The organism is Actinorectispora metalli, assembly GCF_056323685.1.
Genome location: NZ_JBREYE010000001.1, coordinates 662140 through 677105, shown reverse-complemented (window position 1 = coordinate 677105; position 14966 = coordinate 662140). Strand labels below are relative to the sequence as shown.

The 14966-nt window shown below is 68.3% G+C and carries 11 protein-coding genes and 1 tRNA gene; 6 read left to right on the top strand and 6 right to left on the bottom strand.

Annotated features, from left to right (window positions below; genetic code table 11):
• Positions 1–7: 7 nt before the first annotated feature.
• A complete protein-coding gene (aceE, locus tag ACU6XJ_RS03075; protein WP_476306677.1) occupies positions 8–2794 on the bottom strand; it encodes a pyruvate dehydrogenase (acetyl-transferring), homodimeric type in 2787 nt (928 codons plus the stop codon).
• A gap of 434 nt (positions 2795–3228) precedes the next feature.
• Between aceE and ACU6XJ_RS03070 the strand changes: the two genes are divergently transcribed.
• The 3 genes from ACU6XJ_RS03070 to ACU6XJ_RS03060 all read left to right on the top strand — a co-directional run bounded on the left by ACU6XJ_RS03070 (position 3229) and on the right by ACU6XJ_RS03060 (position 4327).
• Entirely contained in the window at positions 3229–3654 is a 426-nt protein-coding gene (locus ACU6XJ_RS03070; protein ID WP_476306674.1) for a DUF3052 domain-containing protein, read from the top strand.
• An 87-nt stretch (positions 3655–3741) separates the two neighbouring features.
• A complete protein-coding gene (locus ACU6XJ_RS03065; RefSeq protein ID WP_476306671.1) occupies positions 3742–4200 on the top strand; it encodes a peroxiredoxin in 459 nt (152 codons plus the stop codon).
• Positions 4201–4255: 55 nt separating this feature from the next.
• A tRNA-Val gene (locus ACU6XJ_RS03060) sits at positions 4256–4327 on the top strand.
• Positions 4328–4537: 210 nt separating this feature from the next.
• Here ACU6XJ_RS03060 and ACU6XJ_RS03055 read toward each other — a convergent pair.
• Positions 4538–5068 carry a hypothetical protein gene (locus ACU6XJ_RS03055; RefSeq protein ID WP_476306669.1) on the bottom strand — a complete coding sequence of 177 codons (531 nt, stop codon included), beginning with the start codon at positions 5066–5068 and terminating at the stop codon, positions 4538–4540.
• Positions 5069–5109: 41 nt separating this feature from the next.
• Here ACU6XJ_RS03055 and ACU6XJ_RS03050 point away from each other — a divergent pair, with 41 nt between their 5' ends.
• Positions 5110–6165 (top strand): NAD-dependent epimerase/dehydratase family protein, encoded by a 1056-nt coding sequence (locus ACU6XJ_RS03050; RefSeq protein ID WP_476306666.1) that lies wholly within the window; start codon positions 5110–5112, stop codon positions 6163–6165.
• 112 nt (positions 6166–6277) lie between these two features.
• Positions 6278–6925: a DedA family protein gene (locus tag ACU6XJ_RS03045; protein WP_476306663.1), complete on the top strand. Its 648-nt coding sequence runs from the start codon at positions 6278–6280 to the stop codon at positions 6923–6925.
• Between the two features lie 273 nt (positions 6926–7198).
• Here ACU6XJ_RS03045 and ACU6XJ_RS03040 read toward each other — a convergent pair whose 3' ends face one another.
• The 3 genes from ACU6XJ_RS03040 to ACU6XJ_RS03030 form a co-directional block, all read right to left on the bottom strand.
• Positions 7199–8812 carry a S8 family serine peptidase gene (locus ACU6XJ_RS03040; RefSeq protein ID WP_476306661.1) on the bottom strand — a complete coding sequence of 538 codons (1614 nt, stop codon included), beginning with the start codon at positions 8810–8812 and terminating at the stop codon, positions 7199–7201.
• Positions 8813–9277: 465 nt separating this feature from the next.
• The gene (locus ACU6XJ_RS03035) at positions 9278–11353 is read right to left on the bottom strand and encodes an EAL domain-containing protein (protein ID WP_476306659.1); all 2076 of its coding nucleotides are present in this window, start codon (positions 11351–11353) and stop codon (positions 9278–9280) included.
• A gap of 215 nt (positions 11354–11568) precedes the next feature.
• Positions 11569–12570: an alpha/beta fold hydrolase gene (locus ACU6XJ_RS03030; protein ID WP_476306657.1), complete on the bottom strand. Its 1002-nt coding sequence runs from the start codon at positions 12568–12570 to the stop codon at positions 11569–11571.
• A 234-nt stretch (positions 12571–12804) separates the two neighbouring features.
• On the opposite strand from ACU6XJ_RS03030, the gene ACU6XJ_RS03025 reads away from it, so the two are divergent.
• A complete protein-coding gene (locus tag ACU6XJ_RS03025) occupies positions 12805–13620 on the top strand; it encodes an SAM-dependent methyltransferase (protein ID WP_476306655.1) in 816 nt (271 codons plus the stop codon).
• A 209-nt stretch (positions 13621–13829) separates the two neighbouring features.
• Here ACU6XJ_RS03025 and ACU6XJ_RS03020 read toward each other — a convergent pair whose 3' ends face one another.
• Positions 13830–14930: an alpha/beta fold hydrolase gene (locus ACU6XJ_RS03020; protein WP_476306654.1), complete on the bottom strand. Its 1101-nt coding sequence runs from the start codon at positions 14928–14930 to the stop codon at positions 13830–13832.
• Positions 14931–14966: the final 36 nt, after the last annotated feature.

The following is a 14966-nucleotide window of genomic DNA, read 5'->3' as shown; positions in this document are numbered from 1 at the left end:
GCCGAGATTATGCGACGCCCGGGTCCGAGGTCTGCGGTCCCGCGGCCTGCACGTCGTCGATGCGGTACTTGCGCGCGGCCTCCACGGCCGCAGAGCGGTCGATCCGGCCCTCGCGGGCCAGCGCGGCCAGCGTGGCGACCACCACCGATTCGGCGTCCACCAGGAAGTGGCGGCGGGCGGCGGGCCGGGTGTCGGAGAAGCCGAAGCCGTCGGTGCCCAGGGTGACCATCTCGCCCGGCACCCACTGGCGGATCTGGTCCGGCACCGCGCGCATCCAGTCCGAGACCGCGACCACCGGACCGTCCACACCGGACAGAGCCTGCGTCACATACGGCACGCGGGGCTCGCTCTCCGGGTGCAGCAGGTTGTGCCGCTCGATCTCCAGCGCCTCGCGGCGAAGCTCGGTCCACGAGGTCGCCGACCACACATCGGCCGCCACGCCCCACTCCTCGGCCAGCATCTGCTGCGCCTTCAACGCCGCGGGCATCGCTACACCGGAAGCCATGAGCTGGGCGGGCACCCCCTCCGCCTGCGACCGGTCGTAGCGGTACAACCCGCGCAGCAGGCCCTCCACGTCCAGGTCGGCGGGCTCGGCGGGCTGCTGGTAGGGCTCGTTGTAGATGGTGAGGTAGTAGTAGATGTCCTCGGCCTGCTCGCCGTACATCCGGCGCAGACCGTCCTTGACGATGTGCGCGATCTCGAACGCCCACGCCGGGTCGTAGGCCACCACCGCCGGGTTCGTGGACGCCAGCAGCAGCGAGTGGCCGTCGTTGTGTTGCAGGCCCTCACCGGTCAGCGTGGTGCGGCCCGCGGTAGCGCCGAGGATGAAGCCGCGGCACATCTGGTCCGCCGCCGCCCACAGCCCGTCGCCGGTGCGCTGGAAACCGAACATCGAGTAGAAGATGTAGACCGGGATCATCGGCTCGCCCTGGGTGGCGTACGCGCTGCCCGCGGCCGTGAACGACGCGGTGGAACCGGCCTCGTTGATGCCCTCGTGCAGGATCTGGCCCTGCTCGCTCTCCTTGTAGGCCAGCATCAGCTTCGCGTCCACCGAGGTGTACAGCTGACCCTGCGGGTTGTAGATCTTCTGCGAGGGGAACATCGAGTCCATGCCGAAGGTCCGCGCCTCGTCCGGGATGATCGGCACGAACCGGGGCCCGATCTCCGGGTCCTTGGCCAGGTCCTTGAGCAGGCGGACGAAGGCCATCGTGGTGGCCACCTCCTGCTTGCCCGAGCCCTTGCGGATGCCCTCGTAGACCTTGTCGCCCGGCAGCACCAGCGCCTTGGACTTGCCTCGCCGCTCCGGCAGGAAGCCGCCAAGCTGACGGCGCCGCTCCACCAGGTACTGGATCTCCGGCGAGTCCTGGCCGGGGTGGTAGTACGGCGGCAGCGTCGGGTCGTTCTCCAGCGCCGAGTCGGTGATCGGAATCCGCAGCGAGTCACGCAGCAGCTTCAGATCCTCCGGCTTGAACTTCTTCATCTGGTGCGTGGCGTTGCGCGCCTCGAAGTGCGGGCCGAGGCCGTAGCCCTTGATGGTCTTGGCCAGGATCACCGTCGGCTGCCCCACGTGGTCCACCGCGGCCTGGTAGGCGGCGTAGACCTTGCGGTAGTCGTGGCCACCGCGCTTGAGGTTCCAGATGTCGGTGTCATTGAGCGCGGTCACCAGTTCCTTGGTCCGCGGGTCGCGGCCGAAGAAGTGCTCGCGGACGTAGGCGCCGTCGTTGGCCTTGTAGGTCTGGTAGTCGCCGTCGGGCGTGGTGTTCATCAGGTTCACCAGCGCGCCGTCGCGGTCGGCGTGCAGCAGGGCATCCCACTCACGGCCCCAGATGACCTTGATGACGTTCCAGCCCGCGCCGCGGAAGAACGCCTCAAGCTCCTGGATGATCTTGCCGTTGCCGCGGACCGGCCCGTCCAGCCGCTGGAGGTTGCAGTTGATCACGAAGTTGAGGTTGTCCAGGCCCTCGTTGGCCGCGACGTGGATCAGGCCGCGCGACTCCGGCTCGTCCATCTCGCCGTCGCCCAGGTAGGCCCACACCTGCTGGTCGGAGGTGTCCTTGATGCCCCGGTCGCGCAGGTACCGGTTGAACCGGGCCTGGTAGATGGCGTTCATCGGGCCAAGGCCCATGGACACCGTGGGGAACTCCCAGAAGTCCGGCATCAGCCGCGGGTGCGGGTAGGACGGCAGACCCGCCCCCGGCCCGCCGTGCGAGTACTCCTGGCGGAAGCCGTCCAACTGGTCGGTGGACAGGCGGCCCTCCAGGAAGGCACGCGCGTAGATGCCGGGGGAGGCGTGGCCCTGGATGAAGATCTGGTCGCCGCCGCCGGGGTGGTCCTTGCCGCGGAAGAAGTGGTTGAAGCCGACTTCGTACAACGAGGCGGAAGAGGCATAAGTCGAAATGTGCCCACCGACGCCGATACCGGGGCGCTGCGCGCGGTGCACCATGATGGCCGCGTTCCAGCGGATCCAGGCGCGGTAGCGGCGCTCGGTTTCCTCGTCACCGGGGAACCACGGCTCCTGCTCGGTGGGGATGCTGTTGACGTAGTCCGTGCTGGTCAGCGCGGGGATGCCGATCCGGTTCTCCCGCGCCCGCTCCAGCAGCCTCAGCATCAGATAGCGAGCCCGCTGCTGGCCCAGGTTGGACACGACCGCGTCGAACGAGGCCAGCCACTCCGCCGTCTCCTCGGGATCGATATCCGGGAGGTAGGTGGCGAGCCCGTCCCGGATGACGTGTACGCGCTCCGGGGTCTTCTTGGCCTTGTCGGCAGGAGCACTGCCGGTGTTCTGCGGGGACAAAAGTTCTCCTGGCCTGCGTTTGTCGACGTGTCTCGGCACAGCGCAACGTGACCGGTCGAATCCGCGGCGTCAGGCTGCGTTGCCACTGGTGGGGGCGGTTGTGCTCACTTTCGTGCACCCATCGTCCCCCATCCTTCTACGCGGGGCGCAGGACGTCACGTTTACTGGTCAGTAGGTAATCGATATCGCGTCCAGGACGGGTGGAAAGCGCATCATTTGAGCCTTTCTGGATGCCCGGACGGCGTGTCATGGGTGCGGCGGTTGCGCCGCGCGGCCCGGGGGTGTTCGCTTTGCACTGACCGGATGTTGGTAATAGAGCACCTCAGCACGATGGCGTTCGACACAATGGGTCGAAGAGGAGCCATCGTGCTCTGTGTTCAACAGTGGGTCGGCTGGTTGGCCGTCACACCTGCTCAGATGGAGGAGTGCAAGCCGTGGTCGCCGCGGGAGACGTCGGTAAGGTCGGCGTCGCCGAGAAGCTCGGTATCGAGCCCGACATGGTGGTCCAGGAACTCGGCTGGGACGAGGACGTCGACGACGCCCTGCGTGCCGCGGTCGAGGAGCGTTGCGGGAGCGAGCTTCTCGACGAGGACGCCGACGAGGTCATCGACGTGGTCCTGTTGTGGTGGCGAGAGGACGACGGTGACCTCACCGACGCACTTGTCGATGCCATCGGGCCGCTGGCTGATGACGGTGTGATCTGGGTCCTGACACCCAAAACCGGCCGGGACGGGTACGTGGAGCCGAGCGACATCGCTGAGGCCGCGGACATCGCAGGCCTTTCCCAGACATCTGTGCTCTCGCTTTCCGGCGAGTGGGGTGCGACCCGTCTCGTTGGGCGGGGCGGGAAGAAAAAGTAGGGTCGAAGCGGTTAGTGTCCAAGCGGCGGGCCTGATGTGCACAGGGCCCGCTACCCGCGTACGCCCTAGACCCACAGGAGATCTCCTATGCCGATCGAGGTCGGTGCAGACGCCCCGGACTTCACGCTGAAGGACTACAACAACGAGACCGTCTCGTTGTCGGACTTCCGCGGCAAGAAGAACGTGCTTCTGGTGTTCTACCCGCTCGCGTTCAGCGGGATCTGCCAGGGCGAGCTCTGCCAGGTTCGGGACGAGATCGAGCAGTACCAGAACGAGAAGCTCCAGGTGCTTGGCATCTCGATCGACTCCAACTTCACCCTCAAGGCGTGGGCCGAGCAGCAGGGCTACACCTTCCCGCTGCTGTCCGACCGCTGGCCGACCGGCGAGGTCGCCAAGGCCTACGGAGTGTTCAACGAGAAGGCCGGTATCGCCAACCGCGGCACCTTCCTGATCGACATCGAGGGCAAGATCCGCTTCGCCGAGGAGAACCAGCCCGGCGAGGCCCGCGACCAGAACGCCTGGCGCGAGGCCGCCGAGGAGCTCTGAGCCCCGGATTCCCGGCCGGTGCCGCGACGCGTCTAAGCTGTCGCGGCACCGCCGAGGGCGCATAGCTCAGCGGGAGAGCACTCGGTTTACACCCGAGCGGTCGCAGGTTCGAATCCTGCTGCGCCCACGTCCTCGGGACGACCCTGTTCGGTGGCTTCGCCACCTTCGCCGGGTCGTCCGTCGAATGTTGGGGGGCCGAGCCCCCCAAACCCCCCACGGTGCGAGCTCCTCTCGACCCAGCGTGATTGCGTTGCGTCTGGATCAGCATCCGTTCTCTCGATGTCGCACTTGCGCTGGTCTTCTACTGGTCGTTGTTGCCGGTGACGGATGTTCTTGGTCAGCTGTGCTCGTCGGGCGCGTTGGCGGTGTCGGCGGACGTGCCGATGGAGTCTGGGGCTAGGGCGAGGGTGCCCGTGGTGGTTCGGTAGGGCTCCAGGGTGGCTCGTTGGGCTTCGGCGCGGGCTATGAGGTGGTCGAAGTCGATTTCTGGGAGGCGGGTTTTCAGGGCTGCCAGGTCGCGGAGGGTGGTCCAGAGCTGCTTTTTGCCTTCGATTCCCATGATCAGGAATTCGAGCTCTACGAAGCGGCTGAGGGGGGAGTAGGTGATCAGGTTGCCGTTGGGTTTTAGGCGGGCTAGGCGTTCGGCGGCTTGGGCGGCGAGGGTTTTGGCGGGGTTGGGGCGGAAGTTCAGTTTTTGCATGATCGATTTGAAGGTGTTGACGTCTTCGGTGATGGCTTGAGCGACGGTGGTGAGGGCGGTGCCTAGTTCGGTGTTGCGGTTGTGGCGGTGGGCTCGGCGGGCGAGTTCTCGCCAGGCGGTGCCGAGGGCCAGCTGGTCGTTGAGGTAGATGGCGAGAAACTTGTCCATTCGGGGGAGGTACCCGGGTGGGGGCGGGGTATCCGTCGGGCATGAAGGTCGTGATCACCGGGGCCAGTGGGAACGTGGGGACCGCGTTGTTGCGGGCTGTTCGGGGGCAGGGCTGGGACGTGGTGGGGGTGGCTCGGCGGCGACCTGCGGCGGTGGAGCCGTACGACTGGGTTGAGTGGGTGCCCTGTGATATCGGGGCGCCGTCTGCGGCGAATGTGCTGACCGAGGTGTTTGCGGGGGCCGAGGTGGTGGTGCATTTGGCGTGGGCCGTGCATCCGCGGTCCGATGAGGCCGATCGGTATCGGACGAATGTGGTGGGGGCGGCGAATCTGCTGGCGGCGGCCGCGGCGGTGCGGCAGGTGGTCTGTGCTTCCTCGGTGGCCGCGTACACGCCTGCGGGGCGGTGGCATCGGGTTGAGGAGGACCATCCGTGTGGCGGGGTGCCGGGGAGTGCCTACAGCGCGGACAAGGCGGAGTTGGAGAAGCAGCTTGACCGGTTCGAGCTGGAGAACCCCGAGGTGACGGTGGCGCGGGTGCGGCCGTGTGCGGTGGTGCAGGCCGCTTCGGGGGCGCAGCTTGATGGGTGGGTGCGGAGTCCGCTGGTGCCTCGGGCGTTGTTGGGGCGGGTGGCGGTTCCACTGTGGACGAATCTGCGGTTGCAGGTGGTGCACGCCGAGGATGTGGCGGAGGCGATTCGGCGGATCGTGGCCGGACGGGCGGGCGGGGCGTTCAACCTGGCCGCCGAGCCGGTGCTGCATGCCGATGATGTGGCGGCCGCGTTGGGTGGGCGGCGGGTGCCGGTGCCCTGGCGGGTGCTGGGCGCGGTGGCGTGGGTGGGGTGGCGGCTCGGGCTGTCGCCGCTGCATCCCGCGTGGCTTCGGCTGGCCGATCAGGCGGCGCTGGTGGATACCCGGAGGGCGCGGCGGCAGTTGGGGTGGGCGCCGCGGCACGGCGCGACCGAGGCGCTCACAGAGCTGGTTCAGGCTCTGACCAGCGGTAAGGGCGGGGACAGCGAACCGCTGTCGCCACCGCCGAACCGGGTGCGGCTGGGGCGGCCGAGTCACCAGAGTCAGGGTTGCGTCGGCCCGCAGGCGTAGCGGCGGTGGGACCGGAGGATGACGGCGGGCCAGCCGCAGAGGCGATGTGTGGCCCGCGGCTCCGCTCCTAGCCTCGTGGTGCTGATCGGCAACACGGGGAGGACCGGGGGACATGGGTTTCGTCGCCGACTTTTTGGCGTGGTTACAGGGGCTGCCGCAGCCCGCGTTGGTGGCGGCCACCGGGCTGCTGGTGCTGGCCGAGTGCACGATCGGGTTGGGGTTCGTCGCGCCGGGGGAGGCCGGGCTGCTCATCGCGTCCACCACGGCGACCAGCGGGTCGCGGTTTGCAGTGCTGTGGGTGGTGGTCACGGTCTGCGCGAGCGTGGGGGACTCGATCGGGTATTTCGTCGGGCGGCGCTATGGGGTGCGGCTGCGGGAGACGAAGCTGATCCGGCGTTACGGCACCGACGGCTGGGACAAGGCCGTGGGGATGTTGCGGCGGCGCGGCGCGTGGGCGGTGTTCGTGGCTCGGTTCTTCCCGGTGGTGCGGACGCTGACCCCCGCGGCGGCGGGCACCTCGGCGCTGCCGTATCGGCAGTTCGTGGTGGCCTCGGTGCTCGGTGCGGCCGGGTGGTCCGCGCTGCACATCGCGATCGGCGCCGCGCTGGGACAGGCGGCGCAGCGCATCGAGAAGATGCTCAGCACCGGCGGGATGGTGCTCGTCGGCGTCGCGGCCGCGGTCGTCGTGGTGCTGATCCTGCGCGCCCGCAAGCGCTCCGCCGCGCCCGAGGAGCCGGAGCGGGTCCATTCCGGCGTCTGAAGTCCTCGGCCCACCAGGCTGTTCCTGCTGCCCGAGAAGGCCGCCGCTTCTACCACAACGCCTGCGCGAGAGGCATCGTCGAGGCTTGACTCTCGGCGTGTTGTCCACAGGAGCGCGGGCTATCCACAGATTTCCGCAACGCTCTGGCCGGGCTTCGCGGAGCCGATAGGCTGGCACAGGGCCGTGCCCCCGGGCGGGCGGCGGATGTCTTGGGGCAGGTCAGGGCTTTGCTCCGGGGGGCGGGGGCCGGGTGGGCGGCCCCCGCCCCGAGGATCACTGCACGACCAGTGCGTAGTCCGCGTCGGTCGCGTCGGTTTCGATGTGGGCGTCGGTGTTGACCTCGGCGGCCAGGACCTCGACCGTCCAGGTGCCCGCGGTGGGCTTCTCCACGAACACGTTCTCCACCGTGTCGAGCTTGTTGGGGGAGCCGCCCGCGGTGGACCAGACGCCGGTGTTCAGGCCGTTGTTGCCGTAGTACACCGTGCCGTCGGGGGCGGTGACCTTCAGCGTCAGGTCGTTCACTCGCGCGACCGAGGCGGACGGGGCGCCCGCCGGGTCGGTGTAGGCCAGCGTGGCGCGCAGCGGGCTGCTGCCGTTGCTGGTGACCGTGTACTTCTTGGTCTGCCCGGTGGTCAGCAGGTCCGTCTCGTTGACCAGCACCGGCAGCTTCCAGCCGTTGGCCTTCGCCGTCTCGTACAGGTTGCGCACGCTGGCGGTGCCCCACCCCTGGTGGGTGCGGGTCTGGTCATGGGTGGCGCCGCTGAACGGGAACTGGTTGGCGGTGTTGACCAGCAGTGCTTTGGCGGTGGCCGCGTGCGGGCGGGCGGTGAAGACGTCGCGGTTCTTGCCCGGTCCGCCGTCGAACACGCCGTCGGCCCACATCTGGTACAGCAGGCCTGCGTTTCCGCAGGTGATGGGGGTTGCGCCGCTGGTGCCGCCGAAGCTGGTGGTGTAGCTGGTGTCGTTGGTGCTGGAGGTGGTGTCGATCCTGTCGTAGTAGTTGGACAGGTCCGGCTTGATCCTTCCGTCCGCCGCCGGGCCGATGCTGGCGCCGCCGCCCCACTTGTCGTCGCCGCGGTCCACGGTGTTGTAGTGGAAGTGGCCGCCGACCGACAGCACGTTCTTCGCCCACGCCTGCGGGCGGGAGCGGCGGGTGCCGTCGTTGCTCTGCGACTGGCAGATCAGGATGTCGTGGTCGAACACGATCTTGTCCATCTCCGCAGACACCGTGGTGTAGGAGGTGGTCAGGCCGCCGCCCCAGCTGTTGCTCTGGAACACCGCGCGGTAGTTGCCCGCCGGGTCCACCAGCCGCTTGGTGTGGGCGTAGCGGTCGGCGCCGTTCTTGTTGGTGGCGAAGATGCCCTGGCCCTCGGGCAGCAGGCCGCGCCGCTGCGCGCTCACCCCGGAGGCGAAGATCTGGCCGTAGGTGGAGGTGCCGTGGCTGGTGCTGGTGGAGTTCGACCCGTGCAGGATCGGGGCCTTGGCCTTGAACTCCTGGTGCGTGGTCCGCAGCCCGCCGTCCATCACCTCACCGCGCACACCCTGACCCCGGTAGCCGCCCGCGGACTCGATGTGGTTGGCCCCGCTGGCGTTGCGGGCGTTGTCCATATCGTGGCCGGGTTCGGACACGGCGCTGATCGCCAGCACCTCCGGCATGGCGCTGAGCGCCGTCAGCTGGGACTGGCCGAGCAGGGCGGTGACGTACTGGGCGCTGTCCGACACGACCTCCGGGGTGCCGCCCAGCGCGCGAACCCGGTTCGCGACGGCGCGCTGGTCCTCGCGGTTCTGCTCGACCAGCATCACCAGGTATCGGCCGGTGGCCGCGCGGGACGCGGTCGATTCGCTGTCGACCTTGTCGGCGGCGCGATACTCGTCGACCGCGCTCACGAATGACAGTTTTTCCACAGAATTGCGAGTGTTCTCGCTCATTCGGAGGACGTGCGTGAAATTGGCGGTGTAGGCGCCTACTCGCGCACCGAGTGCGCGCAATTGGCCGCGTTCCGTATCGGTGAGACTGCCGTCGAACCGGACCAGAAACGCGCCGGTGCGGTCGGTTTCCTCGGAACTGTTCGCGTGCACCACAGGGGCGGCGAGCAGCAGTAAGCCCAGAGAGCCAGCCAGCAGGCCGCGTCGTGCGGACAGCATGAATTACCTCCGGCATTAGCAGGGTTGAATGTCCGGATTGCAGGGTTATGCCGATACCGTTAAATCGATATAGGCATACGCGCTCAGGCTAACCATCAATTCGCGCGGAAACAGCCCGCCAAACGGCCTATCAACGATTAAGCCGTCACTCATGCGTCGGGAAACGATCGCACCGGCCTGATTCCACGGCGGTGCGGGCAGGGTTGCCTAGGCGGGGTTCCGGAAGTACGGGCCCGCGGCCCGGTCGCAGTTGATGCGGCGCCACCAGTCCGCGTGGTCGCGGGTCTCGATGCCGTCGACCGTGACGGTCAGGCCCGCCAGGTGGGCGCCGGGCACCAGGTCGACCAGTGCCCGCTCGGCGTGGGAGTCCTTGCCCGCACCCGCCAGCAGGGTGCGGGAGACCCGCACGCCGTCGAAGCGGAAGCGTTCCAGGCAGGCCAGTTCTGCCACGCCGCCGGTGTAGTCGTGCAACTCGAGCCGCACACCGTCGTCGGAAAGGAGCGTGAGGTTGTGAATGGTGGCGCCGCGTTCGGTGAGGATCGGCTCGGCGGGCACGCCGAGCAGCAGCCGGTGCGGGCTCACGCCCATGGCGTCCAGCGCGCGGTGCACGTTGCCGTGCAGGTCCGGGTCGGCGATCTGGCAGCCGGACAGGGCGATCACGATGAACTGCTCGGTGTCCTGCGGCAGGCGGCGGAAGTTCTCGCAGCCCGCTTTGAGCATCGACTCGCCCAGCCGCAGGATCATGCCGGTGTGCTCGGCCAGCGCCACACAGCGCTCGTGGGACAGCAGGCCCTCCGTGGCGTGGTCCCAGCGCAGCCGCGGCTCGAAGCCGACCACCTGCTCGGTGGGGAAGGCGATCACCGGGCGGAACTCGAGGTCCAGATCGCCGAACTGCCAGGCGCCGGGCATCGACGCGGCCAGCGTGAGTTCGCGGCTGTCCTGTTCGTCCAGCGCCGGGTCGTACAGCTCCCATTGCCGGTGGCCGCTGCGTGCCGCCCGGCGCATCGTCACCTCGGAGGCCCGCATGAGCTCCTCCGCCTCCATCCCGAACGGCGGGCGGTGCACGACGGCGATGGTGGCCGAGGTGGCGATGCCGCTGTCGCCGACGTAGATCGGGTCGGCCAGCTCATCGTCGATCCGGCCGATCATGGTGGCCACGTCCGGCGTGTTCGGGCCGTTCTCGACCAGCACGCCGAACTCGCCGAAGGACAGCCTCGCCACCAGGGCGCGCTCCTCGGCGAAGGCCGCCTTGAGGCGTTCCGCGACGGTGTAGAGCAGTCGCTCACCGGCTTGCGCGCCGATACCACCGGTGACCAGCGTCAACGCGTCCACGCTCAGGTGGTAGACGGTGACATCGTGGATGTGGAGCGCATCGCTGAGCCGGGACAGGAACAGCTGCCGGTTGGCCAGGCCCGTCACGCGGTCGTGGGTGAGTTGACGCTGTAACTCGCCCTGTAGCGAGATCAGCTCCTGCTGATCGTCGACCATGGTCAGGAAACTGCCGACCAGGCCTTCGGGGTTGCGCAGCACGGCGACGTTCAGCCCGGCCTGCACGACCTCGCCGTCGTTGCGGATCAGCTTGATGCGGGGCGGCATCCGGTCGCCCCGGCCTTCCAGCAGCCAGCGGTAGGCGTTGCGGACCTGCGAGACGTCATCGGGGTGCACCAGGTCGAACAGCCGCAGGTGGGCGAGTTCGGCGCCTGTGTAGCCGACGAAGTCCTCCAGGATCTTGTTCACCTGCTCGAAGCGGCCGTCCAAGCCTGTGATCGCCACGCCGCTGGTGCAGCAGGCGATGACCTCTTCCAGCCTGGCCTCGGTGGCCCGCAGCGTGCGGTGCGCGTCGCGAGTGGCCTTGGCCAGCGCCGCGTTCAGATTCCGCTGCTGATCGAAAAGGAATTCACGCATTGCCGCCGTGAATCCGACGGCTATTGCACTCAAAGTGAGCGCTACCTTTTCGGCATAACGATCATCGCGCGGTCTGTCGGTGAGCAGTCCCTTGGTCAGAATCTCCAGGGATCGTTCCAGGCTGCTGGCCTCGGTGAAACGCAGTTCGACCAGTTCGGCACCCACCCGGTTCGCGTCGGAGGCGTCGAACGGCTCGCCGTGCACCACCGCGAAAACGCGGTCGACCAGGGCGGAGAGTAGCTGCTCAAGCTCGGTGTAGGAGTACGGCACGCAGGCGGCGTCGGTGGCGAAATACGCCCACTTCTTGGCCAGCTTCGCGCGTTCCCGCACGGCATCCTGGCCGAGACGATCTTCCGGTTCGGGGAGCGGAAGCGTCACCTTTTCACCTCGCCATGTGACTGGACCCCAGTATTGGTTCACCTACGGCGGGAATTCGGGGCGCCGAGGACACCGCCTAAGAACTATACGGAATGATCGGTTGCTGTGCGGCAAGAACGTTGGTTACCGGCCGGTTTATGGCCCATTGGATGATGTCACCGTGATAGATCGGTGGTCGGTGGCCCCGGCCACCGGGCCGGGGCCACTCGAACGGCTCAGTTGCCGGTCAGATCATCCGCCCAGTCGATGACCGCGCGGTGGTACAGCGGGGCGTTCGGGGCGTAGTTGAAGGAGTGGCCGAAGTTCGGCAGCACGAACGTGCGCAGCTTCGCCTCCGGCGCGTAGTGCGGGCCCTCGACCCGCTTCAGCGCCTCGGCGCTGCTGCAGTCGGTGGCGATCGGCCCGCACAGCAGCGGGTCCGAGTCGCTCATCACCAGCATCACCGGCTTCTTCAGAAACGACGTGATGGGGGTCAGCGCGACGCCGAAACCGTCGACGGCCTCGGTCAGTGTGAACACGTCCTTGGTCCGCTCGTCCGCGGCCACCGCTCCCGGGTCCTTGGGGCCGGGCGCGTGGAAAGTCCGGTAACGCGTGTTCGCCTGCGTGGTGAGGTAGGTGGGCGCCAGCAGGTAGTCCCCGAACTTGGGGTCCAGCGGCGCGGGGATCAGCGAGGCGAACAGCGCCGCCGCGGGCACCGGGTTCAGTTTGTGGGTCAGCCCGGTGACCAGCACGCCGTCCACATCGCCGTAGGTCACCGCCTCCAGGATGGCGATCGCGGAGCCGAGGGAGTGGCCGCCGATGAGGACCTTGTCGAACCTCGGCCCGACACCGCCCGCTCGCACCGCCTTGATCACCTGGTGCACCGCCTGCGCCTGGATCAGCGAGGTCACCAGGCCGACGGGCGGCCGGGTGCTCCGGCCGCTGCCCAGCCGGTCCACGGTGAGGGTCGCGTAGCCCGCCTTGTTCATGGCGAGCCGGAAGGAACGCGTCTGCGGGGTGTAGGCGACGTTCCAGTAGCTGTGGTTGTAGGTCGAACCCGGCACCAGCACCTGGATGGCCTTGGCACCGGAGGGAACGCACAGTTCGCCGTACATCTTGTGCTTCTGGGCGAGCACCGTGACCGGCACCATCACATCGCGGCAGCCGGTGGCGGACCTGGTCTGGGCCTGCGCGGGGGTGAGCGCGGCCAGCAGGCCGAGAACGGTGAGTAATGCCATCGCCAGGTGCCGCGAGGGCCTGTGTCCACTGTGGAGCGACTGAGAGGTTCGCACCGCGGTTTCCTCCGGGAGTGGAATGTCGGGGGTTCGACATGCTGCCACCGTCGCCCCGGTGCCGGTCACCCGGGGCTAGCACGCTGTACCCGATCGGGTACGAAAGGTAATGGGACGGCTCGTGTTCGACCACTATCGCGCCGTTAGGGTTGAGGTCTGTAGCCAGATCGGGAGGTCGCGGTGGTAGATCCGCTGGAATGGGTTCCGGCAGGCCTGGACACGACCGTGCCGAACGTGGCCCGCGCCTACGACTACGCGCTGGGCGGCGGCCACAACTTCGCCGCCGACCGCGAGTTGTTCGCGGGCGTGGAGAAGACCATGCCGGGGGCGGGCAAGCTCGCCAGGATGAACCGCGCGTTCATGCGACGCGCCACCAGTTACCTGGTCGACGAGGGCGTCCACCAGTTCATCGACATCGGCGCGGGCATCCCCGGCGTCGGCAACCTGCACGAGATCGCGGCCCGCGCGGGCACGCCTAGCAAGGTGCTCTACGTCGACAAGGACCCGATCGCGGTGGCGCACAGCGAGTTGATGCTCGCGGGCAACCCCGACGCCGACGTGCTCCGCGCCGACATGCGCGACCCCGAGGGCATTCTCGACAGCCCGCAGGCCCGGCGGCTGTTGGACTTCGACCAGCCGATCGCGGTGTTCTTCCTGTTCATGCTGCACTGGGTGCCGGACTCGGACGACCCGGTCGGGCTGCTCTCCCGGTACCGCGACGCGCTCCCATCGGGCAGCCACCTGGTGATCTCGCACCTCACCGCGGACTACGGTCAGGACGTGCTGGGCAAGGTCAGCGAGGAGATCCGGAAGCAGGGCACCCTCGACCACCTGTCCTTCCGCACCCGCGAGCGGATCGGCGCCCTGTTCGGCGACTTCGAACTGGTCGACCCCGGCCTGGTCGGCGTCGGCACCTGGCGCGCAGGCCCCGGCGACTTCTCCGACGACCCGGCCATCAACAACCACGGCATCGTCGCGGTCGGCCGCAAGCCCTGATCACCGGGGCGCAGAGCCCTGAAGAGACGCACTGGGGTGCGGCGATCGCGGCGTCGGTTGGTGATCCCAGGACTCACGACTCCTGATGCGCACCAGGCCTGGGACGGCGCTGGATGGGACATCGCGACCCCGGTTTCCTGATCACCGGTTCAGCAGCCAAAACCCGCCCGGACAGACGCGTCCGGGCGGGTTTTGGTGCTTGCAACCGGTCAGGTGCCCAGCACGTCGTCCGCCCAGTCGATGACGGCGTCGTGGTACAGCGGGGCGTTCGGGGCGTAGTTGATGGAGTGGCCGAAGCCGTGCAGCACGTAGGTGTGCAGGCGGGCCTCGGGGGAGAAGTACGGTGCCTCGCTCGCCCGCAGGGTCTCGGCAGTGGTGCAGTCCGAGGCCAGCGGGCCGCACAGTGCCGGGTCGTCACCGACCACGGACATCACCGGCACCTTGATCAGCCGCGAGTACGGGCTGAGGATGCCGATCAGCAGCCCGTCGGCTGCCTCGGCGGCCGAGAACACGTCCTTGGTCCGCTCGTCGTACGCGACGGCCCCCGCGTCCTCGGCACCCGGCGCGTGGAACGCCTGGTAGCGCGCTCCCGGCTTGGTGGTCAGGTACGTGGGTTCGATGTAGTCGCCCGCGAACTTCGCGTCCAGCATCGCGGGCATGAACGCGCCGAAGATGCCCACCGTGGGAAGCGGGTTCGGCCGGTGAGTCGCCCCGGTGAGCAGCACCGCGTCGACATCGCCGAAGGTCGCCGCCGACAGGATGGAGATGGTGGAGCCCAGCGAGTGCCCGCCGATCATCACCTTCTCGAACTTCGGGCTCTGGCTGCCCTTGCGCAGCGCGTTGACCACCTGGTTTACCGCCTGCGCCTGGATCAGCGCGGTCACCGCGCCCGCGAGGGGCCGGGAGCTCCTGCCGCTGCCCAGCCGGTCCACGGTCAGCGTCGCGTAGCCCGCCTTGTTCATGGCGAGCCGGAAGTTGCGGGTCGCGGGCGTGTAGGCGGTGTCCCAGTAGGTGTGGTTGTAGGTGGCGCCGGGCACCAGTACCTGGACGGTCTTGGCGCCCGTCGGCACGCACAGCTTGCCGTACATCTTGTGGTTCTGGGCCAGCACCGAGACCGGGAACTTCAGGTCCTGGCAGCTGATCGAAGTCGCGGCGGCGGCCGGGGCCGGGACGAGCGCGGCGACGAGGCCGACGGCCGAGAGTAAGACCAAGCTCCTGCGGCGCAACGGCTTCCGGGGTGTACCTGCGTTGCGGATCAGTTCGGTGATGCGCACGGCGATTCCTCCGGGAGTGGAGTCGGGGTCCGACATGGTGCCACCGCCATCGGGACGGTGGTCACCCGGGGC

What these genes read in the sequence shown, in the direction of transcription:
- ACU6XJ_RS03055 (WP_476306669.1), bottom strand. Translation starts at nt 5,068, where the DNA reads ATGGACAAGTTTCTCGCCATCTACCTCAACGACCAGCTGGCCCTCGGC.
- ACU6XJ_RS03020 (WP_476306654.1), bottom strand. Translation starts at nt 14,930, where the DNA reads ATGTCGGACCCCGACTCCACTCCCGGAGGAATCGCCGTGCGCATCACC.
- ACU6XJ_RS03045 (WP_476306663.1), top strand. Translation starts at nt 6,278, where the DNA reads ATGGGTTTCGTCGCCGACTTTTTGGCGTGGTTACAGGGGCTGCCGCAG.
- ACU6XJ_RS03065 (WP_476306671.1), top strand. Translation starts at nt 3,742, where the DNA reads ATGCCGATCGAGGTCGGTGCAGACGCCCCGGACTTCACGCTGAAGGAC.
- ACU6XJ_RS03030 (WP_476306657.1), bottom strand. Translation starts at nt 12,570, where the DNA reads ATGGCATTACTCACCGTTCTCGGCCTGCTGGCCGCGCTCACCCCCGCG.
- ACU6XJ_RS03050 (WP_476306666.1), top strand. Translation starts at nt 5,110, where the DNA reads ATGAAGGTCGTGATCACCGGGGCCAGTGGGAACGTGGGGACCGCGTTG.